22 protein-coding genes are annotated in these 22,521 nt (G+C 39.0%); 6 read left to right on the forward strand and 16 right to left on the reverse strand.

Annotation, left to right across the window (positions count from 1 at the left end):
- Positions 1 to 54 precede the first annotated feature (54 nt).
- Positions 55 to 456, forward strand: a complete 402-nt coding sequence (locus CDZ88_RS07125; protein ID WP_100372885.1) for a DUF4395 domain-containing protein — start codon at positions 55 to 57, stop codon at positions 454 to 456.
- A 55-nt stretch (positions 457 to 511) separates the two neighbouring features.
- Here the strand turns inward: CDZ88_RS07125 and CDZ88_RS07130 are convergent, their stop codons facing one another.
- The 3 genes from CDZ88_RS07130 to CDZ88_RS07140 form a co-directional block, all read right to left on the reverse strand.
- Positions 512 to 1,003: a fasciclin domain-containing protein gene (locus CDZ88_RS07130; RefSeq protein WP_198507831.1), complete on the reverse strand. Its 492-nt coding sequence runs from the start codon at positions 1,001 to 1,003 to the stop codon at positions 512 to 514.
- 329 nt (positions 1,004 to 1,332) lie between these two features.
- Positions 1,333 to 3,162 carry a YhgE/Pip domain-containing protein gene (locus CDZ88_RS07135; RefSeq protein ID WP_332849220.1) on the reverse strand — a complete coding sequence of 610 codons (1,830 nt, stop codon included), beginning with the start codon at positions 3,160 to 3,162 and terminating at the stop codon, positions 1,333 to 1,335.
- Positions 3,163 to 3,164: 2 nt separating this feature from the next.
- Positions 3,165 to 5,225, reverse strand: coding sequence for an efflux RND transporter permease subunit (locus CDZ88_RS07140; protein ID WP_198507832.1), 2,061 nt, complete (start codon positions 5,223 to 5,225; stop codon positions 3,165 to 3,167).
- A 142-nt stretch (positions 5,226 to 5,367) separates the two neighbouring features.
- On the opposite strand from CDZ88_RS07140, the gene CDZ88_RS07145 reads away from it, so the two are divergent.
- Entirely contained in the window at positions 5,368 to 5,934 is a 567-nt protein-coding gene (locus CDZ88_RS07145) for a TetR/AcrR family transcriptional regulator (protein ID WP_100372887.1), read from the forward strand.
- 111 nt (positions 5,935 to 6,045) lie between these two features.
- Here the strand turns inward: CDZ88_RS07145 and CDZ88_RS07150 are convergent, their stop codons facing one another.
- The 3 genes from CDZ88_RS07150 to CDZ88_RS07160 all read right to left on the reverse strand — a co-directional run bounded on the left by CDZ88_RS07150 (position 6,046) and on the right by CDZ88_RS07160 (position 8,561).
- Positions 6,046 to 6,633 carry a DNA-3-methyladenine glycosylase gene (locus CDZ88_RS07150; protein ID WP_100372888.1) on the reverse strand — a complete coding sequence of 196 codons (588 nt, stop codon included), beginning with the start codon at positions 6,631 to 6,633 and terminating at the stop codon, positions 6,046 to 6,048.
- A 63-nt stretch (positions 6,634 to 6,696) separates the two neighbouring features.
- Positions 6,697 to 7,686 (reverse strand): acrylyl-CoA reductase family protein, encoded by a 990-nt coding sequence (locus CDZ88_RS07155; protein WP_100372889.1) that lies wholly within the window; start codon positions 7,684 to 7,686, stop codon positions 6,697 to 6,699.
- A 62-nt stretch (positions 7,687 to 7,748) separates the two neighbouring features.
- Positions 7,749 to 8,561 carry a uroporphyrinogen-III synthase gene (locus tag CDZ88_RS07160; protein WP_100372890.1) on the reverse strand — a complete coding sequence of 271 codons (813 nt, stop codon included), beginning with the start codon at positions 8,559 to 8,561 and terminating at the stop codon, positions 7,749 to 7,751.
- A gap of 205 nt (positions 8,562 to 8,766) precedes the next feature.
- Here CDZ88_RS07160 and pepF point away from each other — a divergent pair, with 205 nt between their 5' ends.
- Positions 8,767 to 10,557, forward strand: a complete 1,791-nt coding sequence (gene pepF / locus CDZ88_RS07165) for an oligoendopeptidase F (protein WP_100372891.1) — start codon at positions 8,767 to 8,769, stop codon at positions 10,555 to 10,557.
- A 41-nt stretch (positions 10,558 to 10,598) separates the two neighbouring features.
- Here the strand turns inward: pepF and CDZ88_RS07170 are convergent, their stop codons facing one another.
- Positions 10,599 to 11,324, reverse strand: a complete 726-nt coding sequence (locus tag CDZ88_RS07170) for a hypothetical protein (protein WP_100372892.1) — start codon at positions 11,322 to 11,324, stop codon at positions 10,599 to 10,601.
- A 252-nt stretch (positions 11,325 to 11,576) separates the two neighbouring features.
- On the opposite strand from CDZ88_RS07170, the gene CDZ88_RS07175 reads away from it, so the two are divergent.
- Entirely contained in the window at positions 11,577 to 11,786 is a 210-nt protein-coding gene (locus CDZ88_RS07175) for a CDGSH iron-sulfur domain-containing protein (protein WP_100372893.1), read from the forward strand.
- Between the two features lie 49 nt (positions 11,787 to 11,835).
- Here the strand turns inward: CDZ88_RS07175 and CDZ88_RS07180 are convergent, their stop codons facing one another.
- Positions 11,836 to 12,249, reverse strand: coding sequence for a hypothetical protein (locus CDZ88_RS07180; RefSeq protein ID WP_100372894.1), 414 nt, complete (start codon positions 12,247 to 12,249; stop codon positions 11,836 to 11,838).
- A gap of 271 nt (positions 12,250 to 12,520) precedes the next feature.
- Here CDZ88_RS07180 and CDZ88_RS07185 point away from each other — a divergent pair, with 271 nt between their 5' ends.
- Positions 12,521 to 13,942 (forward strand): hypothetical protein, encoded by a 1,422-nt coding sequence (locus tag CDZ88_RS07185; RefSeq protein ID WP_198507884.1) that lies wholly within the window; start codon positions 12,521 to 12,523, stop codon positions 13,940 to 13,942.
- 88 nt (positions 13,943 to 14,030) lie between these two features.
- Here the strand turns inward: CDZ88_RS07185 and CDZ88_RS07190 are convergent, their stop codons facing one another.
- From CDZ88_RS07190 to CDZ88_RS07220, 7 genes are read right to left on the reverse strand one after another with little or no spacing between them, the layout of a single operon-like run.
- Positions 14,031 to 14,624 (reverse strand): SCO family protein, encoded by a 594-nt coding sequence (locus CDZ88_RS07190; RefSeq protein WP_100372896.1) that lies wholly within the window; start codon positions 14,622 to 14,624, stop codon positions 14,031 to 14,033.
- Between the two features lie 29 nt (positions 14,625 to 14,653).
- Positions 14,654 to 18,331, reverse strand: a complete 3,678-nt coding sequence (locus CDZ88_RS07195; RefSeq protein WP_100372897.1) for a multicopper oxidase domain-containing protein — start codon at positions 18,329 to 18,331, stop codon at positions 14,654 to 14,656.
- Between the two features lie 18 nt (positions 18,332 to 18,349).
- A complete protein-coding gene (locus CDZ88_RS07200; protein WP_100372898.1) occupies positions 18,350 to 18,658 on the reverse strand; it encodes a hypothetical protein in 309 nt (102 codons plus the stop codon).
- 25 nt (positions 18,659 to 18,683) lie between these two features.
- Positions 18,684 to 19,016, reverse strand: a complete 333-nt coding sequence (locus tag CDZ88_RS07205; protein ID WP_100372899.1) for a hypothetical protein — start codon at positions 19,014 to 19,016, stop codon at positions 18,684 to 18,686.
- Positions 19,017 to 19,052: 36 nt separating this feature from the next.
- Entirely contained in the window at positions 19,053 to 19,844 is a 792-nt protein-coding gene (locus CDZ88_RS07210; protein WP_100372900.1) for a hypothetical protein, read from the reverse strand.
- 35 nt (positions 19,845 to 19,879) lie between these two features.
- Positions 19,880 to 20,350, reverse strand: a complete 471-nt coding sequence (locus tag CDZ88_RS07215; RefSeq protein WP_232718587.1) for a hypothetical protein — start codon at positions 20,348 to 20,350, stop codon at positions 19,880 to 19,882.
- A gap of 24 nt (positions 20,351 to 20,374) precedes the next feature.
- Entirely contained in the window at positions 20,375 to 20,794 is a 420-nt protein-coding gene (locus CDZ88_RS07220; RefSeq protein WP_232718588.1) for a hypothetical protein, read from the reverse strand.
- A gap of 181 nt (positions 20,795 to 20,975) precedes the next feature.
- Here CDZ88_RS07220 and CDZ88_RS07225 point away from each other — a divergent pair, with 181 nt between their 5' ends.
- Entirely contained in the window at positions 20,976 to 21,788 is an 813-nt protein-coding gene (locus tag CDZ88_RS07225) for an LSm family protein (protein WP_100372902.1), read from the forward strand.
- Positions 21,789 to 21,842: 54 nt separating this feature from the next.
- On the opposite strand, the gene CDZ88_RS07230 is transcribed toward CDZ88_RS07225, so the two are convergent.
- Positions 21,843 to 22,331 (reverse strand): hypothetical protein, encoded by a 489-nt coding sequence (locus CDZ88_RS07230; protein WP_100372903.1) that lies wholly within the window; start codon positions 22,329 to 22,331, stop codon positions 21,843 to 21,845.
- Between the last annotated feature and the right edge of the window lie 190 nt (positions 22,332 to 22,521).

Raw genomic sequence — 22,521 nt, forward strand, 5'->3', positions numbered from 1 at the left:
TTCTTGCTATACTCCCTCTAACAACAAAGTATGATTTTCATCGGAGGAAATGAAATGGGCATTCCAAAACCACTTGTGCAAGTGAATCAAATTTTTCTTTTAGTAACTATCGTCCTTAGCTGGCTTATCTCACCTTGGATATTAATGATCCCTTTATTAGTCGGTGTGATGGCGTTATTGTTTAAATGGAATCTTATTATGGAGCTGTTTAAGCCACTACTTCGAAAACCTCATTCTAGTTATTATCCTGAGGACCCGGCGCAACAACGGTTTAACCAATGGATTGCGACGGTTTGCTTAGGACTCGCCATCGTCAGTTTCGTATTAGGTTTTCAACTTATGATGTTTATATTAAGTGGCATGGTCGTACTCGCCGCTGGTTTAGCTTTTAGTGGCTATTGCATTGGATGCACAATTCGTTATCGTTATATAATGTGGAAGCATCAAAAAAACTGAACCCCATAGTGATGGGATTCAGTTTTTAATTTTGTGTGACATCATTTTGTCCTTCTTACGGTACTAATACCGCGTCGATAACATGGATGACACCATTTGATGTTTCAATATCCGCTGTGACGACATTTGCATTATTTACTTTTGTTGGATTCAGTGAAATCGTCACTTCTTTGTCTGCCAATGTTTTTGCTTTCATTCCGTCTTTAAGATCACTAGACAACACTTTACCTGGTACCACATGATACTGAAGAATCGTTGCTAAATCTTCTCGAGCTAATAATTCGTCCGCAGTAATTCCAAGCTCTTTTAGCAACTTATCAAATGCTTCATCAGTTGGTGCGAATACAGTGAATGGCCCTTCACCTTTTAGAGCCTCTACAAGATTTGCTTTCTCTAGAGCTGCAGCTAAAGTGTTAAACTCACCTGCTGCTACCGCTGTATCGACGATATCTTTTGCATCAGAGTTCTCCGCAGCAAACCCTGTTGCAGAGAATGTTACCATCATCATGAAAGCGAGTAACATCAACGTAATTTTTTTCTTACCCATTGGAAAAGCCTCCTTATTTATCATTTTTTTCTGAAGTTACATTAGGTACGACTTCTCTAACAAGCCACACCTCAACTATGTAAACTCTCAAACGTAGTATTCGTCCATTTATCATTTTTATTCCATTTATTAGATAAAAAATACAAAAAGAGACTAGGCGTAAGTGTTTTATCTAGCAAGAATCTGAAAAAGAATAGGCAATGCAAATATGCCGCTCCTGAAATATACTCCGCACCCTTAGGAGGTCTACGTATATTTCTTGCGCTAAATCAGCGCATTGTTCAGATTTTCATTTAAACACTTTCATCCCAGTCTCTTCAAGGAAGTCATCAATCTCTAGAAAATAATTTCAACAGTCGCGACCAAAATGTCTTCTGTTCTACTACTTCCTCCTCGGTTTCCTCTTGTTTTTCATTTTTAATTCCATCTGTTTTAATGACAAATTGTACAGAGTTTACGTTTTCGTTTTTTGAAGAAACGAAGGATACGACTTCGAAATCTGATTTATCAAATTCCGCAATCATTCGATCTACTTCTTCTTGCATTTGAGCTGGTAAGTTATTTGTTGCTTTATATAATGTATTTGTGCCAATATGAAGCTCACTTGCTCCACTTTCTAAATCAGCAGTTCCGCCAGACAATTCACCGATACCATTATGCAAACCCTCATAAGAACCCGAAAGTTGATCGACACCATTTGTGTAACTCATTAACCCCGAATGAAACTCGCCATAGCGCTCAGATAATTGAGCAAACCCTTGTTGAAGTTGGGTAAATGAGTCCATACCATCCATGTTTTTTAGTGATGATGAAAGCCCATTAGCAATAGTTGATAGCGTGTTTCCCATTTCCTTCGTTGACACGTTCACTTCTTGTAATGTCGCATCGACAGCATCAAAGCCTTCTCTAACGGCTGAATAGGTACCTCTTGCCTGTTGTGAAGCGGAATACGTTTCAATTAATTGGTCAACAACTACCGGGTCTGCCCCACTCGCATATAATTTTTGAATTTCTTCCTCGCTGATGTGATGTTCGGGTATAGCCTTCATCGCCTCATCTAATGTGTCGTATGCCTGAATATAATTTTCTCTTAATAAAGCTAATCCATCGGCCGTTTCATAAAGCCCGTCTGTTAGTTGCAATAGGCTTTCAGGTAAACTCTTCAATTCGGTAACGTTCATATCCTCTGAGATTTGAAGCGCGTGACTCATTTCAGAAAGAGCGTCGTTGATCGATGTTGAAGCACTGATTAGTTCTGTCGATGAGCCAGCCAGCTCGCCTATTCCCTGTTTGTATTGACTTGAGCCGTCAAATAAACTCACAACACCATTGTTCAATTGTGATACGCCAGCCATTAATTCAGCAACTCCATCATTAATCTCTTTGACTCCGTCTGATAGCGACGTAAGTTCACCCGTCATTTCGTCGATGTCTGGAGTATCAATCGCCATTGATGATGGAACAGCAGCAATCTCAATCCCATCAAACTCAAAATCTGTTACATCTACCGAAACAAACATTTCTTTTTCTTGTTCTGGCATGACAGTAAAAGTGATTTGCTTATTCTTCCCAACGTTCGCGATCATGCCGTCAGTTGTTTCAATCTCCCCGTAAATTCCGTGATGAAGCGTCATAGAGAGTTGTACGATATAGTTTTCAAAAAATACTGGGTCGACATTTTTATTTGCTGAGGTTTGAATAGTAATTTGTAAGCGTCCGTTGCTTCCCGCAAGTTTTTCGTGCTCTATTTCTTTCCCATCAAGTAAGTAAGATATATCAATATCCCATGGTAATTCACGTTGGTCTTCCAAGTTGCCCTGATAGTAGAATGTACTAGGCGCTGCATCAATTTGGACTTCGTCATCTACTTGTTCAAGTTCGGATAGATCTGTTAGATTTTTCAATTCACTATAAGCACCATAGTCAACAATCATGCCAGATTCTTCGATTATTAATGTATTCACTACATAGATTTCATCTAGTTCCCCGTCATGTTGCATTGTTGCGTAAACGACTTCCTCTTTTGTAGACAAGGCCCCAATAGTCTTTTCCGCTTTCGCTGACTCCCTCGAGTGAATATCTGGAGCGGCATCAACTAAAAATGAGGGAATAATTATCACTGTTGCTAATGCAATGAGCGACATTCGTTTCATTTTCATTATCATTTCCCCTTATAAAAGTTTGCTTTATACGTTGTTTTACGAATCAATGTATCTAACACCAACAGCATCGCTGGTAAGAAACAAACGACCATCACAAAGGCGAGCAGAGCCCCTCTTCCTAGTAGTAAGCCGATGGAGGAAACAATCGGGTTCGTCGAGGTCACCCAAAGGATAAATCCAATGCTTGATAAAATCGACGCAGAAATTGAAATCGAAAACGTCTTTTCATCTAGCGTTTTTTTTATGGCTTGCATAGCTGGCATGACTCTTCGATGTTCTTTATACGTTTCTGTAAATAAAATCGCATAATCAACCGTCGCCGCAAGTTGGACGGTGCTGATAATCAAATACCCTACAAAATCAAATGACGTATCTGTAAAATAAGGCACGGATAAGTTAATCCAAACAGCAGATTGGATCGTGAGCAGAAGAATCACTGGGATCGATACCGATTTAAACGTCAACATAAGAACAATTGCGATCGTAACGACAGTCATAACATTGACAAAGGTATTATCTTTTTGCACCGTGTTTTTTATGTCATATAACGTAACACTCTCACCAAGACTCAAATGTTGATCGCCGTAATAAGAAGCAGCTGCCTCCTGAACGTTTTCTACGATCGCAAAAGGAATATCACCCTCTTTGGCACTATTTGTGTTGATGATGATTCGGCTGTAGTTTTCTGAAAAGAAATCCTTCGTTATTGATTCTTCTAGATACTCAGGTGGGATCGCACTGCCGACGGTATTAACATAAGCAATCACATTCGTTACATGTGTAATTTCTTCCAACTCTTCTACAAGCTCACCTTCTTTGACCAAATCGCCTTTAGGGACTAATAAAACAAGCGGTGTCGATTCCCCAAATGCTTCTTCAATGGCAATTAGATCAGCACCGGCCCTTGTTGACTCGGGCTGTTCGCCAAGACCATATGTAAAAGTCGTGTTACTTTGGGCTAAAAAGCTCGGTATAAGAATGGCTAAGACAATTATTAACGTCGGGAATCTGATTTTCATCACACGTGCCCCTAGTCCTTCAAAACTCGGAACAAAATTTCTATGCTCTGTTTTATCCATCCATTTATAAAGACATAAAGTTAAGGCAGGTAAGAATACCATCACACTTATAAAACTGAGGAGAATTCCTTTTACTAAATTCAAGCCTAGATCTGAGCCGATTTCAAAATTCATTAACATCAAAGCTGTGAAGCCAAAAAATGTCGTCGCAGCGCTTGCTGAAATGGCTGGAAATGATTGTTTCATCGCCAATTGCATCGCTTCTTCCGGATTAGACGTTTTCTTCCGGTAGTCTTGGAAACTATGAAGGAGAAAGATCGCATAATCCAGTGATACCGCAAGCTGCAAAATCGGTGCCACAGATTGAGTAACAAAGGATACTTCTCCGATGAAAATATTTGTTCCTAAGTTTATGAGAACAGAAACGCCAATCGCAATTAGGAAAAATAATGGTTCAATCCAAGAAGTTGTTGATAGGACAAGAATTAATATAATAATTGGAATGAGTAAGGCTGCGGCGTAAAATGATTCTGTACCAGCCATTTTTTGAGAAGTAGCAGTATTTAAAGCTTCACCAGCAATCGCACCATCACTCCCAATTAGTGCATAGATCTCATCTGTAATCGCAACTTCTTCCCCTGCATGGATACTGAGCGAAAACAGCGCCTTTCTGTCTTTATAATAAGCTTCGACGGTTTCTTGGTCTGCCACCTCGAGCGGTGTTTTTACATCTAAGACGTCATCTAACCACATCACATCCGTTACCCCGTCAATCGTAGAAAGTGCCTCTTTCATCGCGAGAGCTTCCGGTAACGACACGTCATCAATCATTACTCTCGTATTCGGAACAGCGGAGCTAAACTCCGTTTCCATGATTTCAATCGCTCTTGTTGATTGAGCTTCGTCTGGCAAGTAATCGACCATATTATAATTAACAGACACAAAAAACTGCCCTATTATCGAAAGAACAGTAAGCAGAGAAAAAATTGTGACGATTGCTTTTTTATGTTTAATAATTAGTGCTGCAATACCTATAACCATGCACCCTTTCTTGTGTTATCAGCCAATTCACTTTATTATATAAACACGGTGTTGCTTATACAACAAACAGTTCATGTGCATTCGTCTATTTGACAACAGAACACGATATTCTGTTGGATTACATAAAAAAAGGATGATATTTTTGACTTCTAAATTGGATCGTCGCAAGAAATATACACGCATGGTGCTGAAGGATAGCTTAATGATGTTATTAAAACAAAAGCAAATTTCTTCTATTACAGTGAAAGAAATTTGTGAACTAGCTGACATTAACCGTTCAACTTTCTACTCTCATTATTCGGATCAGTTTGATTTGCTCTATAGAATTGAAGAAGAAATATTAGAAGATATGAACCAAACACTTAGTCACTACAACTTTAATAAAGAGGAAGAAGCCCTTCAGATGACGGAAAAAATACTCGAGTATGTGGCGGAGAATCGTGATGTGTGTCAAACGCTGTTAAGTGAACACGGGGATACGAATTTTCAAAACAAGGTCATGATGATCACCTATGAATTTACGATGAAAAGTTGGTTGGAGATTAATAAATCAGATCAAAAAGTTTCAGAATATATTAGTCTCTATGTCATAAGTGGAAGTCTACATGTCATTAAAAACTGGCTAAATAATGGTATGGACAAATCACCCAAGCAACTAGCAGAAATCATTAATGAATTCACAAATAACGGACTTGCATCATTACGATAGTTAGGTTTTTTTCACGAATTTTCTAGACTAATCAAATACAGGGGCTCTAAAATGTGAAACAAGAAAAAGAGACGATCATCGAATCGATTACCGTCCCTACATCACATTTTTTCACCTTGAAATAAATCTATTTCCTGTTTCCCAAAATCTCCACGGATAATCTTTAGCCTCACCGCTATTATCAATTCCTATTCTTGGTCCTTCGGAAATTTCTTCTACAGGTCTTCCTTCTGCAATATAGAGGGGAGACTCGAAAAAACGTCTTCCGTAATCAGCTTTTGTAATGCCTAATGCTTGAGTTAATTTGCCTGGACCACTCGTAAGATCTTGGTCGCGTTTTGCTTTAATGCGTCTTTTGTACATTGTCTCGATGCCTTCGATCGGCTCAACCGCACGGATGAGGATAGCTTCTGGGAATCCCTCTCCTCCACTCACGACATTGACTAAACAATGGGTATGCATCACATATGTGTATACAGATCCATTTGCCCCAAACATGATTTCTGTTCGCGGAGTGCGCCGGTTATTAAAACTGTGAGCTGCTTGATCCTTGGGCCCCATATAGGCTTCGGTTTCAACAATGTATCCTGAGACTCGTCCCTCTTCTGTTTGATGAACAAGTTTTTTTCCTAGAAGTGCTCGAGCTAATTCTAGTGTTGGTTGATCATAGAACGATGGGGGCAATAGGCGGTCATTCATTTTTATATCTTCCTTTCTATTACTAAAAGCCCAAGCTCTGATTACAGAGCCTAGGCCTCTTATTTATTTCACTTTCACTATGGTACGCCCTCTTAATTCTCCTTTTAAAATCCGAGAAAGAGTGTTTGGTAGTTCGTCCATTGTAATTTCATTTACAATTCCTTTCATGAGATGGTTTGGTTTATAGTCTGTGGCTAATCGATCCCAAATCTTCTTACGCAACTCCATCGGGCAATAAACAGAATCAACACCTAACCAGTTGATCCCTCTAAGGATAAAAGGATACACCGTTGTTTCAACTTTATGACCACCCGTTAATCCGCTCGTCGCGACCGAACCACCGTATTTAAGTGTCGATAGAACGTAAGCTAACGTCTCTCCTCCCACTGGGTCTACTGCTGCTGCGTACACTTCTCTACGCATTGGCTTTTTATCTTCAGGTGTTAGCTCAGCGCGATCAAGTATCGTACTTGCACCAAGTTCCTTTAAATAGTTATGCTCATTTGCTTTTCCTGTACTTGCGTGAACATCGAATCCTCGTTTTGATAGAATATCAACCGCTACGCTTCCTACACCACCTGTTGCCCCTGTAACGAGAACGGGACCATCTGCTGGAGTCGTCCCTTGGTCTTCTAGCTTTTGTACCGATAATGCCGCAGTAAACCCAGCCGTTCCAAGAACCATCGCCTCTTTTAATGATAAGCCTTCAGGCAGTGGCACAACCCAATCCGCTGGTACACGTGCCAACTCACTGAAGCCGCCATGATGAGACACGCCAATTTCGTAGCTTGTAGCTAAAACGTTGTCCCCTTTTTTGAAACGATCGTCTGTTGACTCAATAACCGTCCCTGATAGATCAATCCCAGGAATCAACGGATAGTTTCGTATGATTTGCTTCGGTAAGGTAGCTAGTCCATCTTTAAAGTTAACGCTTGAATACGCGACCTCAATTGTCACTTCTCCTTCACCAAGATCGCTACTATGTATTGTTTTTCGCTCTAAATTGGTTTTTCCATCAACTAAATCGACCATATAGGCTTCAAATGTATTCATGAATCTGATCCCACCTTTGTCTTTATATATAGTAAAACCATAACACTTTTCTAGCACCAATTCTAACAATCCGCTTGAACGTATTTAGCAAGCTCTACGACCATCGCTCCCATTCGTTCTCTCTGCGGGACCACAAATCGCGTGACTTGTTGATCAGTTAATCCTTCTAATGTCACTTTTCCAACAGCAACAGCAATGACTTGTTCGTTAAAACAAGCAGTCAGTTGTTGGTTTTTATTTCGTTGCTTGGCGTACTCATATAAAGCACGCACTTGAAGAATCGTTGTGAAACAAACGGCGTCAATTTCGTGATTCATCACTTCTTTATAAAGCAATTTCACGTCCTCTTCCTTCGGTGCAATATGTCGGTACGGAAGAATTTCAGATAGGGTTGCTTCCTTTTGATGAAAAAATTCCGTTAAGTTAGGAGAGGACACGCCGTGTAACTGCAACGCTACTCGCTTATATTTAAAGTCCATTTCTGACAACGCACGAATCAATCCGTTCGTTGTACCATCATCATCACTAATCGTTGGAGTAATGCCAAGCTCTTTCAGGGCATTTTTTGTTTTATATCCTCTGGCTGCAATCTTTGTTTCTTTGAGAAGCTGGATCAGTTCTTCCTCAAGTCCTGCACCCCTTGCAAGCTCAAGCAGCTTGTTCGTTCCAATTCCAGTCGTTAAGACGAACCAATCGACACCTTGCTCGATTACTGACTTTAATTCATTGATAGAGCTTTCTTCTGCTACATAGATCGTTCCTTGCATCGAACGTACGAGAACCTCTCCTCCTTGTTTCTCAATTAACGTACTCATCTCTTCCACTTTCCTAGAAGCGGCTAAGACAATTTTCTTTCCTGTTAACGGCTTTGACATGTTCATTTCCCCTTTTCATCCTAAGTGCCATAGGCAAGCAATTCTTATCACTACTCTAATAAGGTGCAAGTTACTTGTAAACTATTTTGAAATATGTGACCATTTACAATAATACAATTTTACACCATTAAGATAGGTTGAAGCTATGATACAATCATAACTATGGTGAATAATGGTAACCCTATCATAAAAGGAGTGATTAATCATGACAACTTATAAAAATCGTAAAGAAGTGCCTGATCATGAGAAGTGGGACGTGTCAGATATTTATGAGTCACTTGAAGATTGGAAACAAGATGTAGCAGAAGTTAAAAAGATGGCCGAACAGCTCAAACAATTTGATGGGGAGATCACTGATGGTACGAGTCTGTATGATTTTTTAACATTACAGGAAAAACTAAGCTTTCATCTATCAAAAGTGATGGTGTATGCCAGACTCCAGGTCGATGTCGATACGCGTGATAAAAAAGCCGAAGTACTTTTAGATGAAGCCTCACAATTAGGTGTTACAGCAAGCACAGCCGTTTCTTTCTTCCGCCCTTTTTTATTAAGCCTCGATCAATCGACGCTTTCTGAATACATATCTGAAGTAGAAGGTCTTGCCTACTTTGAAGATGATCTCATGGACCTTTTCCGCTACAAACCTCATGTGTTAAGCAAAGAAAAAGAAGAAGTATTGACGCAGCTAGGTGAATCCCTCTCCTCTCCTAGTAAAACGTTTGGCATGATCAACAATGCCGACATCAAATTCGGCAAGGTGACAACAGAGGATGGGGAAAAAGTAGAACTTACACGAGGTATGTATGAAAAGCTCCTAAAAAGCGAGAACCGAAGCAAGCGAAAAGAAGCGTATCGAGCTTATTACAAGCCATATATCGAGTTAAATAACACCATTGCCTCCACCCTGTCTTCTGCAATCAAAACGAACGTAACCCTTTCTAAAATGAAGCAGTACCCTTCTGCTCTTGAGAAATCTTTGTTTGCAGATCAAGTACCGAAAGAAGTATATGATAATCTAATTGAAACGACGAAAAAGCATCTTGCACCTTATCACCGTTATCAAACGATCCGTAAAAATATGCTAGGTGTTGTGGAGTTACGACAATATGATTTATCAATTCCACTCGTTCAAGGCGTTGATAAGGACATTCCGTACGAAGAAGCTTATGACCTAATGCTTAAAGCTCTCGCACCGCTTGGTGAGGAATACGTGGATTCCTTAGCAAGCTTCAAAGAAAAACGTTATATTGATGTAAGAGAAACTCCAGGAAAGCGTTCGGGTGCCTACAACATGGGACTTTATGGCGTGCATCCATTTGTTTTATTGAATCATCAAGATAACTTAAACAGTTTGTTTACGCTTGCTCATGAAATGGGTCATGCGATGCATAGTTACCTCTCAAGCAAGCATCAACCGCAAATCACTGCAGGGTATACCATTTTCGTGGCAGAAGTAGCTTCAACCGTCAACGAAGTATTATTAATTCACTACTTATTGAATCAATCGACTGATGATAAAACACGTAAATACTTAGTGAATGACTTCATTGATAAATTCAAAGGAACGTTCTTTACGCAAGTAATGTTTGCTAACTTTGAGAAAGAAACGCATGAAATGGCTGAAGCAGGTAAACCATTAAATGCAGAAGTATTTAACTTAGTGTATGAGAAGCTCTTCCGTGAATACAATGGCGAAGATCTGGTGTTTGACGACGAAGTGAAATATGGTTGGTCAAGAATTCCTCACTTCTACCGCCCCTTCTATGTGTATAAATACGCAACCGGATTTGCAGCAGCCATCCAGCTAGCCAATGGTCTGCTTGAGAATAAAGAAGGTGCAAAAGAAGCGTACTTAGAATTCTTGCAAAGTGGAAGTTCTGAATATCCACTTGATCTTCTGAAAAAAGCCGGTGTCGACCTTACGACATCAGAGCCCATCGAAAAAGCGCTCAATTTCTTCACTGAGTTAGTCGATGAATTTGAAAAACAAGCCTAAACAAGAAAAGATCCGTCTCCTGAGTCAGGAGACGGATTTTATTATTTTTCTACAGCTTTCACTAATGCTTTAAATCCAGAACGTGTTAATTTAAAGTCCTCATCGACAAATCCTGCTTTATGAAGCGCCATAATGTCTTCTTCAGAAAGACTTGATCGTTTACGCTGCAAATGTTCATTTAATAAATCAAGAGAGTCTGCTTCAAGCAGTTCTTGGTCAATCGATGAAGCGATCTCTTTCATCGGATCTTGTTTAACGAAATAATTTTTCGTATCAATCATCACTTGTTGGATTTTCTCTCCTGCATTCATTAATTCTTGACGCAAGCGCGAGATTTCATGATCCTTTTGCTTAATCTTTGATCGATACTGTTGCTTTTCCTCATCGTCTAATGAAGCTTTACGGAATAACTCCTCTAAAAGCTCTGTACGATCAAGATCAATTTTCTCAAGTTGGGTTGTTTTCTCTAAAATATCTTGATCAGTCTCTTTTATAGATTCAGTAGAAGCTGCTAGCTGTCTTGATCTTAAAGGAGCCAATTCTATTTCCGATTCCGTTACTGCTTTTTCATCTGTACGGATCGATACAAACCGGTTAACTTGAAGCAGCATCCCGATTAAAAAAATCATCATAAATAACCTAAAAGCAAAATCATTAAACAATCCAACGAAAAATAAAGTGGTAAATAAAAATGCCGTAAACCATTCAAAGGCTGATGTTGGTTTTTTTATGCTATCGAATAATGATGGATAAGATCGTTTATTCATGTTTATCTCCTTTTACATTAGCAATCTAATCAATTTATACTCTTTTCTTCACAAGAACTCTAGGAAATACTATAGCATAACTACCTACATATTAGCGTGTAAAAAATTGTAATCACGCAAAAAAAGTCGGAAATCCTATGACGAATTACACATATCATCCGTTAATCCTACGTTATTAATGTTAAAATAAATAGAATGACTTTTTTGTTCACGAATACATACTACAAATAACCAATGAAAGGATTGAGTGCGATGACAGAAGAAAAGAAAGTAACGTTAAAAGTAAATGATAATGGTTCACTCCGCATTACAGGAGATGTCGAGTTGTTAGATGGTGAAGGGAATCCATTTCCACACAAACCTGCGTTCTCACTCTGTCTCTGTGGAGCTTCAAAAAACAAACCATTTTGCGACGGCTCCCACAAGACGAACGGATACGTCAATCAAGTAAGAGTAAAGTAAGTCTTACCTAACGAAAAACGTTAAGCCACAGATCATGGCCTAACGTTTTTTATTTGTACAATTCTTTATAAGCAACGACTTTCAATGCCTTGATTTCTTCTTCTGTTAAATCTCTTTCTAGACTTTTTAGTACTTCATCTAGTGAGGCCGTGCCTCGCTCTAATTGGGTTTGAATCTCCATTAATTCAGACAACCCAACTTTACGAATCAATACTCTTGTCGCTTCTTCCTTTGTTTGAAAAGGCAGAGTACTAGAATCGATTTGTTCGACCTCGCGAACCATCTGACTTAGCTCAGGGTCGTTTTCAACAAAGTTCCGAAGCTGTTCCTTTTGATCAGGGTCCCCAGAAAAATCATCAACCATTTTCTCCGAAGCCATATTAGTGCCGATGTAAAAAGCTGCCACCCCTAATCCACCCAAAATAAGGGTAATAGTAAGGAGTGTTATCAATATTTTTTTCATATTGCCTCCTATACTTATGAAGTGATTTCTACTTACAATAAACAAACCCCATATGATTGTCAATAGTAGGTAGATTTCCAACATTTTTAAATGAGCTCATTCATTTCCCCATTCATTCCTCAGTTTAATAGAGAAGTCTAAGCATTGATATTAGTATCCAAATTACGCTTCACTTTCTATGTACGTTTACTGGTCCCAACATACACCAATGCCTATACCTTTTCATATCATATCGTAAGTTTTTCTCTATATAAAAGGGGGTTACGATATGATTGAATTAACATTGTCTCATTGGATGTACTTATTTGGTACATTGTTAATTATAGCAACAATGCTTTTCAGACAGAATGTCGTTGTTCCAGCGATATTGATGACTTTTTTAGTTGGTTGGCTCTTTAGTGGCTCGTTATCTATTGGGTTACAGACCATTTTCCAAGCGAGTTTAATAGCAGCTGGTGAGTTGTTTAATATTTTCTTGATTATTGCCATTATGACCGCTCTTCTCCATGCACTTAAAGATATTGGTGCAGATGAGCAAATGATCACTCCGTTTCAGAAGGTTATGGTCAATGGTCATATCTCGTTTTGGATTATTGTACTTGTTACGTACTCAATCTCGTTGTTTTTCTGGCCAACTCCTGCGGTCCCTCTCGTTGGCGCACTCTTAATTCCTGTTGCCATACGTGCAGGGCTACCACCAATTGGTGCAGCGATTGCGATCTCTCTTGCTGGTCAAGGGATGGCTCTGTCATCTGATTACATTATTCAAATTGCACCGATGCTAAGTGCGACTGCGGCTGGGGTTGACATTTCACTTGTAGCCGATCGAGCTTTTGTATTGTCTATTGTTACGGGGAGTGTTGCGATTACACTTGCTTATTTTTTAATTCGAAAGTGGATCAAAGCTCCTTCAAAAACACATCTCCTTAACTGGGAACAAAAAGAATCTAAGATTGTCGAAGAGCGAACCCCAACGAGAAAGCCCATCACTCGTAAAAGCATGTTTTTTGCTTTACTTGTTCCGACAGCGTTCTTGTTCATCATTGTCTATATGATAATGGCTAAGTTCTCTGAGGCCATTCCAACCATTGAAGGGGGAACTGGTGCAGCTTTAATTGGTGGAACAGCTGCCCTTTTATTACTAGCCTCCACAACGGCTGATCGATTGAGGACGTCCCTATCAAAGGTGAGTGAGCATCTCATCACTGGCTTTGTTTTCGCCTTTAAAGCGATGGGACCTGTCATCCCGATTGCTGGTTTCTTCTTTATCGGCAGTGGCGAATTATCTGGTGCGATACTCGGTGCTGGTAATGATCATTCTCCGTCGTTCTTATTTGACCTTGTGCAAGCGGGTCAGCAAATGATACCTGAAAGTGCCTTCTTAGCTGGATTTGCGATTTTAATCATTGGAATGATCACGGGACTAGATGGTTCTGGGTTCTCTGGACTTCCTCTTGTCGGAGCTCTATCTAGTGCACTTGGACCAACTGTTGGAGTAGAAACAGCAACACTTGCTGCAATTGGACAAATGGGATCGATTTGGGTTGGTGGCGGAACATTAATTGCCTGGTCTTCACTCGTTGCCGTCGCTGGATTTGCCAAAGTACCCGTGATGGAGCTCGTTCGCAAAAGCTTCCTTCCTGTTATTCTCGGTTTGATTGTTTCAACATTGTTCGCGCTTTGGTTCTTTTAACTAAAATAACGCAAGGGTCCGTTATCTGGGCCCTGCGTTATTATTTGCTGAGAAAATCTATAATGTTCCCCGGTCATTAACTATAATCTCAATTCCCTTGAACTAAAACATTGATGTCTTCTAATATTTCATCTTTATTCACCGGGTTATTTGAGGTAGCCATATCATAAAGAGCGCGAATATTATTATTCGAATCTACTAAATACATCGTGATTGAATGATACATAACAACTCCATCTTCTATTTCATACTGCATTTGTAATTCCTTTGCAATTTGTTTGGTCTCTTCGGGTGTCCCTCTTAACCACTTCCAACCATATGGGTCTGCTTGAAAGGTGTCTGCATAGTTTTTTATTGTTTCTGGTAGGTCATTTTCAGGATCAAGTGAAACAGCTACTAGCTCCACTTGATCTCCAAATAAGCCATTATCCTTCAACTGAGTTTGGAGGTCTCTAAAGTCTATCATCGTTAAAGGGCAGATATCCGGACACTGTGTGAAGAAGAACGTAATTACTTTTACTTTCCCATTGTCCGATTTATAGTTCTCTCCGTGCACTTCTTCTAATTGAAAGGCATTAACACTATCTAATATTGGTAACGTTTCATTGTCCGGCCACAACCAATAGATTAAGAATAATCCTATTAACAACATGCTAAAAATAACGCATCTTAGTTTCCTCATTGATCTCACACCTGACTTAGAGAATCCTTTTATTCACGTTTTCCTTTCTTATCATTATTTTCTAATGGTAGAAGGTTCTTTTGCTGTTTTTTGTGAACACGGATAATTCCCCACATCCCTTGCTCTATATCCCAGCGAATATTACCGGAACGATACATGTAATCACCAGGTAATTGATAATAGCTACCAGCCCCGTAGTGAAGCTCAAGATTTGTCGCATGTCCTGTCACAATCTCACCTTCAGTAGATTTTATCTCAGAAACGACATCTTTATCATCAGTATTCCAGTAATGTCCATGTAAATGAAACGTATGAGCACGACGACGTTCCGAAGGATTGACAAGTCTAATCGTTATCGGATCACCTGGATATGCTTCAAACAATGAGGTTGAAGGATCGCCATGGACGGTTGAACTGAATAAGTCCTTTAATACAGGATGGTTTCGTAGTCGATTGATTAAGCGCTCTGTGCGATAGTTAAACCCTCTCGAACCATTATCATACGTATCCAAAAGATCATCTTCTTCTTCTGGGTCCACCCCTCCTAAAATGCCATCAATTGGGTCAAGGATAAGATTTTCGTCTTTATCAACTAAGCGAGCTCCATCAAACATGACGATCACAAATTCCCTTGTATTTGGCAAAAAGGGATTACGTAATATGACATTTGCTCCTGTTCTTACGGCATCCCCTGTAGTTGGGTTAATATACTCAGTTCCTCTAGGTTCTGCGATGAAAGCCCCAAACGTTCCTAGTGATCTATGATTTCTGATATCAGCCATATCCCACATTCCACATGCTCCTACTTCAGCATCAACATACCATTTATACATAACTGTCTCACCAGGTGCTACTGTTTGATCAGGATTAAATCCTACTGTTTCCCCTGAAGAGGTCTTCACATCGTAATCAAGCAGTTGTGGGTGTAGCGATATTCTTAGAGATGGTGGATAATAAGCCTGCTCCTTTACAGGTGGATATGTCCATATACCATCGGGATAAGGAAATCTACCCCTTTCTAGCTTACTTGTTAAATGGACTTCAACAACATCTCCTTGATTCGCTCGAATAATAAGTGGTTCAGGCTTTCTCTTTCCGCTCAAAATGTCCTCCACATCTTCTTCTAAAGCAAAGATAATACCAAAAGGATCTTGTTCCCCCCATTTACTATAGATTATAGGGATATGGAAGGCTGTTATATTAAAACGTTTTACCTTTGCATCTACTGGTCCTGGTGAGTCCACCACTTCTGCTGGCAAAGGAGGGTTACCGGTCCTTTTTGGTAAAGGTATGGTTCGTTTTGGTGGCGGGGCTCGATCTGGCAGCGGAATAAGGAAATCAACTTTTTCGGAAAAGGCTCGGATTAATCCCCATAACCCGTTCCAAAGATCTTCTTCGGTTTCAAAAGTCCAAAGATAATCGCCTGATCTGGGCACTTCCATTTCTAGGGTAAATGATTCCGAAATGCCAATATGTTGTTGTGATTTAAATTTCGTCTCTGAATCAGGATGTTCAGACTTCCAACGTAAACCATGAATGTTGAAACTATGCGATTCTTCTTGAGCTCCTTGCAATAGTCGTACGCGTATTGGGTCACCCTCATAACACAGTAAAATAGGCGTTATCGGATCCCCATTTACAAATGAGCTAAATGAATAAGCTGGATCGCACTCTTTACCTAACCGAAATTGTAGTGGTTCGTTTTTATAGTTGACACCAAACAATCCCGGGTCATCCTGAGAACCAGGAAAATTTGGCGGCTGAAGCGGGCAGCCATCTTTATCAAAAAGCAAAGAAAAATCTTGAACCATCAGAACAAAATCCCTATAATTTGGAATAAATGGATGGATAGCTGTTATTTGTGTGCCATGCATGACTTCTTCCCCAGTTTTAGAATCCAAGAATCTGGTAAAACGTGGATGAACGACACCGGTTCCAAACACACCGTGTTGTTGATGAAAGTTGGCAAACAAATGATCATGGAAAAACCAAGCTTTCAATTCCACATCAGCATAATACTCATATCGAATAGTTTCACCGGATAGAATGCTAGAATCATAGTTCCAACCAACGTTACCACCATCTGAAACTAATACATCAAATTTGACAAAATGAACATGAACCCCTGCTTCATATGTTCTGGTCACAAGTTGAAAGGTATTCCCCCCCACCACTTCTGGCAAACGATTTGTAAAGTTTATCCTTACAGAAGTATTTGCGGACATTTGAAGGACTAATGGTTCAGGCTCCTTTCTCCCCTTTAAAACATCATCAACATCTTCATCTAACACATAAATTCTGCCTATTGGATCATTCCACCCTTGGCGATTGTAAATAATCGGCAATTGAATGAGAGAAACATTAAATTCTTTCACAACAGGATTGTCAACGTCAGCAGTCGGATCTACAAAGACTGCACCAGGTCTTGCATTAGGAATGGCTGCCCGTCTTTCAAGTTCCGTCAAATGTCGTCCTCCAACTATCCCAAGCGGTGGTCTTGGCGCTTTAAAGCCCACTTTTCCTGGAATAAAATTCGGAAATCCAGGTCTCTCTTTCGTCGGCTTTGGCGGATTTGGACGGTCAGGTAATGGTTGAAGCGCCTTAATTGGAACACCATTTGGATAGCATTGACTCCCGTCTTGAAGTGTGTCAAAAATACGATTTATTCCCCACATCCCAACGCTAAAATGCGGATAAAGATGGCAATGGATAATCGCATCCCCTATCGCCCCTTGGAATGATCCTAAACCATAATGAGGGTGAATCGTGTACCATGACTGTGGACTAATTGCTTGGGCATCTAATATTTCAGAATCAGTATTTTGTGGATCTTTAGACCATTGATGAACATGATAATGCAAAACATGCGTTTCTTTGACTCCAGCATGAAGGAGTCTAATTTTGACCGGATCCCCACAATATCCACGTAATATCGGAGTAGACGGATCTCCAAATACCCAGGAATCATGGTGCACTTCTTCCCCATCACAATCTGGACAGACGACACCTTCCTCAAGTAATCGAACTCGATTTTCTCCGGGTTCATAGCGGTAGTTTACAGCGTGAGTCGATTCCGTTTCTTGATTTGTAGTCGGACTCAACAGTTTATTTCCCGTTACATCCTTTGTCGGCATCTCATCATGGAAGATCCACGCATATTCACGAAACGATGGCAAATAAGGGTGATGTATATCAGCATAAACTCCACTTTTCAAAGGTTCTCCGGTAATTGGATCGGTCCACCACGACCCGCGCTTTTCGGCAAATAATGCGCCAAACAAACCATTAATATTGGTCCCCTTATCGCTACTATCGGGATTACCTAAATCAGAAAACATATAAACACCTTCATGATTGACTTTAAACGTATATAATATTTGCTCTCCTGGCTCCACTAATGTACTGGAATTAAAGCCAACATTTGCTCCGTCTGATTTTAAAACATCATAATCCGCTTCTTGGAAATGCATACCTGTAGCATAATGAATCTTATTTTCAAATAAAATTTCAACTACATCTCCCACATTTGCTCGAATGCATAATGGTTGCACTAAATCCACCGGTGTAAAAGGGTTTTTTTTGACTAGTTCTTTTACTTTCTTTTCATTTTCCTTTAAGATATATATTTTTCCGTCTCGGTTGTAATCGCCGAATTTGTTGAGAACGATCCGAATCGTGATAGCAACGACATGATAAGATCGCTTCATAGTCTCCCCCTTGCTAACCTAGTAGTCGTCCTTTAATTCTGGTATTCTCGGCTGCCCTTCTCTTTGTATATAAAAAGCTTCAATTTGATGAATATGAATCTGCCATTGTCGGTTTTCTAATTCTGATATCGTTGTAACGCTGACATCAATAACTGCGTAGTCCTCAACCACATCAACCAGTGTACCGATGAAAACATATGGAAATGACGGCGTTAATAAAAAGACATTTTCGCCAATCCCATTGATAAATTCTTGTATAAGAGCTTGATCATGAATGACATTTATCCCTTGGTCAGAAGTATCAAACAATCTATGTTGATGTTTCATTAGTACTGAGCCTCCTTTTCACAGATTAGGTAAGCGGAAACCTTGTATTACAATCAAACTTAGGAGTAAAGTGCGCAATTTTTTCAAGAGGAATGCTTAATGGAGTAGGAAAATGAAATGACGGAGCATTTACAATCTTTAAATTAACTGGAAATAAAGTTAGATGTCCTGGTTGTACATCCGTTATTTTCCCACAAAAGATTGGACGGAATGTTTGCCCGAATAAATTTAACTGGTCTGATGCTGTTACAAGTAATACGTTTTCTCCGATTAAGGCTCGCAACTCTCTCAAAAAACGATCTTCTTGTTCTTCTAATATGTCATCATTATTCGCGTTAACAGCCTTCTCACTCGCCATGAGAACCCTCCTTTAAAATGATGTCTATAGGTGACACTACTTTTTTTGATAGTGTTTTAATGCATACTTAAACAAATGCAATAGTCGAATGGTTTCAATATACTTTATATCCTTTATGAGGGTATGATCCCCTTTTCTCCATATTGACAGAGTTAATTGTCCGTCAACAGATTCAATGATTTTGCCTACCTTTTTTATATTTTCATCAAGATGAACAACAACCCAAGTGTCTTTCCAGGTGTCTAAATTAGTTAGTAACGATTCTTCAAAAAATTGCTGAATTAAAAGGTCCCGCTTTGAAACAGTTTCTCCAAATTGCTGGAGAAGCTTGGTACGTAAATTATTATCATAAAGATAATGCTGATGTGCATTTGAATAGGTGGGCACACCGAAAACAATATTAGCTGATTTAATCACCTCATAAGGAATCCAGACTCTTTCTTTTAAATTAGTCAGCACGACAAAGTCACGTCCAATCGTGCTAACCTTTCCTTCTTTATAGCGGGATTCGAGACCGCATTTGAAATAGACCTCCACCTGTTGATTTCGTTTTGATTTAAAAAATTTTCTTAGCTTTAATACCTTTCCCCGCTTCTCGTCTCGCTCGGAAATGTGAAATAAATTTGCCCGGTCTATATATTCCATTAAAAGCCGTACTTCTTCGGTTGTGGATCTTGTTGTTGGTGACGTTAATCCTTGCCCTTTTTGTAAGTTAAATTCATTAATAATATCTTCTTTTACTACCTCATCTTTTCGTAGGTCTACTAAATGGTCGATATATTCGTTTAAGTGTATAACCTTTTGCTTCCCTTCGCTTTGCTCCTCCATCTTATTCACCTCACTTTGTGAAACGGTTTTGTGCTTTAAACTCTCAACGAGTAATACACTAAAACAAAGGTTGTCATAACGAGTACGGTTCCAAACAGGGTGAATGTAATAATATTTTGAGTGACGCTGTTTAGATAAGAAGCTGGTAAACCACACAAAGAAGGATTTTCAATAACCGCTCCAAACATCGTTCCCATTATTCCGCCTATCGTGCCATAGAAATAACCTGCTACTAATGATTGAAATTTCACGAGTGAACCAAACAAAATACCGATAATTCCTCCTATGGCAGTTGACACACTCATAATCAAGACTAGATGTATAGGTAATAAAAAATGAAGAATGATGGCAAGATTTAAACTTAATACACCCGTACTGCAAATTGTTATGATCATCCCATAGCGGTCAGAGAACAATTTTCTCTTTTTATAGAGAAGAAAATAATTTACAATACCAAATATCATGTTCAGCATTAAAAGCATGATCAAAAATAGGTTTATATTCACCTCAGACCTATCCCTCCTTTCTTGCTAGGTACGTTTAGCCGAAAAGAATACAATTGCAAGAGATAATACAAACACTAATTCTATGAAGAGAAGAAACGACATACTATTCCTTGCTGCTGCTCCAACCATAGGAGCCATAACCCCCATCATCAGGCCGTTAACATATCCAGTTAAAAGCGTCTGATAATCAAATAACCCCCCAAATAGTCCTCCAATGCACATACCGATTACCGTTGAGATCATGGTGATTAATACAAACATTAATGGGAATTGATAAATTAAAATGATTCCTGTGATAATTGCTCCAAAACCTCCTACTAACATCGAAATGTTCATACCCAATTGAAAACCAATTAATTTCCTTACCTTATAAAGATATAAATAAATGAACCCGATCAACACGATATTTCCATACAATAGATAACCAAGGTTCTCAAATAACAAGGTGACTCTCTCCTCCATAACCCTTATTTCTAACATATATGATTAAACAGGCTTGCTCTATTCAAATCATTCCCAATCTAGTTCTCTTACTAAAATGATTAAGGATTGAATTAGGCTATTTAACCAACAACAAATCGGTCTGAACCCATACATTAGTTATATAAACAAATGGCAGGAGGGATTGACGATTTCATCTCAAGAGAAGAAAAAACAGATATATAAGAGTACAGAAAATGAGTTATCTAAAGGGAGAAATCCTTCTCAAAAAAAAGGTGAAGATTACAAATGTCCTTTATGTTGTTCTGAAGAACTATGGAAAGATATTGAATATTGTTCATCATGTGATTGTCCGAGACAGCTTCCCGTCCCCAGATTCCCATCGCCTAATACATCCTTCTCACCTAAAGAGCTTGCAGAAATAGATGAATGTATTGAAGAAGCGAATGAGTTGCTTTTGGCTCTAGTTGATGAGGATGACTTTAATGAAAGATCTCTACAAGTTCAACTTCGTAAGTTAAGAGGATATTCTGTTACTATTCATGTGAAATGCCACCTAAAGAACGAAGAAGTTTCAGGATGCTTTATAGATGCAGGGAAAGACTTTATCATTTTAGAGAAGAATGAAACTGGGAATCTAATCGTTATTATGACTAAGAGAGTCATCTCTATTCACCAGTTAAATAGAAGAGATAGATTCATAAAGAAACAAGATTTAACAAAAATTAATCCATGTTTAAGACGAGAGTTGACCTTGAACTTTAGTCAAGTCGTAACAAGGAGTCCTTTTCTCCTCAATGTATTTTTTGGTTTGGAGTTCAGTATGTTCCTCGAGAGTAACGTAGGCCATTATTGTTATGTAAAGACGGAGTATGGTAAAAAAGAATTTTCAGGGACGATCATCAATGCGAATAAAGAATCGATAGAAGTATGTGAAAAGGGAATGCAACACACCATAGACTTGGATAGTATTTATCTTGTTGAACTTGATAAATAAAAAATGAAGGGTTCCATTTTATTAGTGGACTCCTTCATTTTTTCATTTAAATCATTAAAAATCCCCGTTAAGTTTGAGAATAACTTTGCAGCCAATTCTGTTGAATAGTTTGAAATTAATACTATTCGTTAATCCTGCCAATCGTAATTGAATGCGCTCATCGCAAAACGGGATGACATGATCCTGAATACATGTGACCTGCTCATATCTACAATCATCGGGCGACCGTTTACAATGCGTAGAAGATGGATTTTGATTGTAGCGACGTTTACAATCGAGGGTGAGATCATCCAAAGCCTTATTTCGACCATCTCGATCAACGACCTTTATGTTAGATATATGATCCGTTAGTACTTTTAAGATCGTATTATCGTTTTGCAAAAGCTCTACAAATCCAACCCCAACTTTATAAACAATCCCTACTTCAGTTACAGCGCTCTTTCTTTCTTTATCACGCTTTGTTAATTTGTATTCCTGTTGCCCTTGCAGAATAATGTGATTGTTTTTCCAAGGGACTGACATATTTTCATTGTTCTTTTTCATAGTAACCCCCCTACACCTACTTCAGCATATGGTTTTGTGTCCAAGGGTGTTCAATACAATGAAAGGATTACGCTTTAATCACAGCCCAAATTCATCATTTGATTTTCCAACTTTCAAAAATGTGACATCATATTATTAAGAGCCAACATTTTTAGATGAATGTTGGCTCTTAACTTCCATTTCATAATGG

Source organism: Bacillus sp. FJAT-45037, from assembly GCF_002797325.1.
In the GTDB taxonomy this organism is placed as follows: domain Bacteria; phylum Bacillota; class Bacilli; order Bacillales; family Bacillaceae_D; genus Alkalihalophilus.

Excerpts from the sequence above, each read along its gene's own strand:
- CDZ88_RS07230 (WP_100372903.1), bottom strand. The coding sequence starts at position 22,331 with ATGAAAAAGAACAATGAAAATATGTCAGTCCCTTGGAAAAACAATCAC.
- CDZ88_RS07170 (WP_100372892.1), bottom strand. The coding sequence starts at position 11,324 with ATGAATAAACGATCTTATCCATCATTATTCGATAGCATAAAAAAACCA.
- CDZ88_RS07210 (WP_100372900.1), bottom strand. The coding sequence starts at position 19,844 with ATGGAGGAGCAAAGCGAAGGGAAGCAAAAGGTTATACACTTAAACGAA.
- CDZ88_RS07130 (WP_198507831.1), bottom strand. The coding sequence starts at position 1,003 with ATGGGTAAGAAAAAAATTACGTTGATGTTACTCGCTTTCATGATGATG.
- pepF (WP_100372891.1), top strand. The coding sequence starts at position 8,767 with ATGACAACTTATAAAAATCGTAAAGAAGTGCCTGATCATGAGAAGTGG.
- CDZ88_RS07190 (WP_100372896.1), bottom strand. The coding sequence starts at position 14,624 with ATGAGGAAACTAAGATGCGTTATTTTTAGCATGTTGTTAATAGGATTA.
- CDZ88_RS07205 (WP_100372899.1), bottom strand. The coding sequence starts at position 19,016 with ATGGCGAGTGAGAAGGCTGTTAACGCGAATAATGATGACATATTAGAA.
- CDZ88_RS07150 (WP_100372888.1), bottom strand. The coding sequence starts at position 6,633 with ATGAATGACCGCCTATTGCCCCCATCGTTCTATGATCAACCAACACTA.
- CDZ88_RS07140 (WP_198507832.1), bottom strand. The coding sequence starts at position 5,225 with ATGGTTATAGGTATTGCAGCACTAATTATTAAACATAAAAAAGCAATC.
- CDZ88_RS07195 (WP_100372897.1), bottom strand. The coding sequence starts at position 18,331 with ATGAAGCGATCTTATCATGTCGTTGCTATCACGATTCGGATCGTTCTC.
- CDZ88_RS07175 (WP_100372893.1), top strand. The coding sequence starts at position 11,577 with ATGACAGAAGAAAAGAAAGTAACGTTAAAAGTAAATGATAATGGTTCA.
- CDZ88_RS07200 (WP_100372898.1), bottom strand. The coding sequence starts at position 18,658 with ATGAAACATCAACATAGATTGTTTGATACTTCTGACCAAGGGATAAAT.
- CDZ88_RS07135 (WP_332849220.1), bottom strand. The coding sequence starts at position 3,162 with ATGAAAATGAAACGAATGTCGCTCATTGCATTAGCAACAGTGATAATT.
- CDZ88_RS07125 (WP_100372885.1), top strand. The coding sequence starts at position 55 with ATGGGCATTCCAAAACCACTTGTGCAAGTGAATCAAATTTTTCTTTTA.
- CDZ88_RS07180 (WP_100372894.1), bottom strand. The coding sequence starts at position 12,249 with ATGAAAAAAATATTGATAACACTCCTTACTATTACCCTTATTTTGGGT.
- CDZ88_RS07155 (WP_100372889.1), bottom strand. The coding sequence starts at position 7,686 with ATGAATACATTTGAAGCCTATATGGTCGATTTAGTTGATGGAAAAACC.
- CDZ88_RS07160 (WP_100372890.1), bottom strand. The coding sequence starts at position 8,561 with ATGTCAAAGCCGTTAACAGGAAAGAAAATTGTCTTAGCCGCTTCTAGG.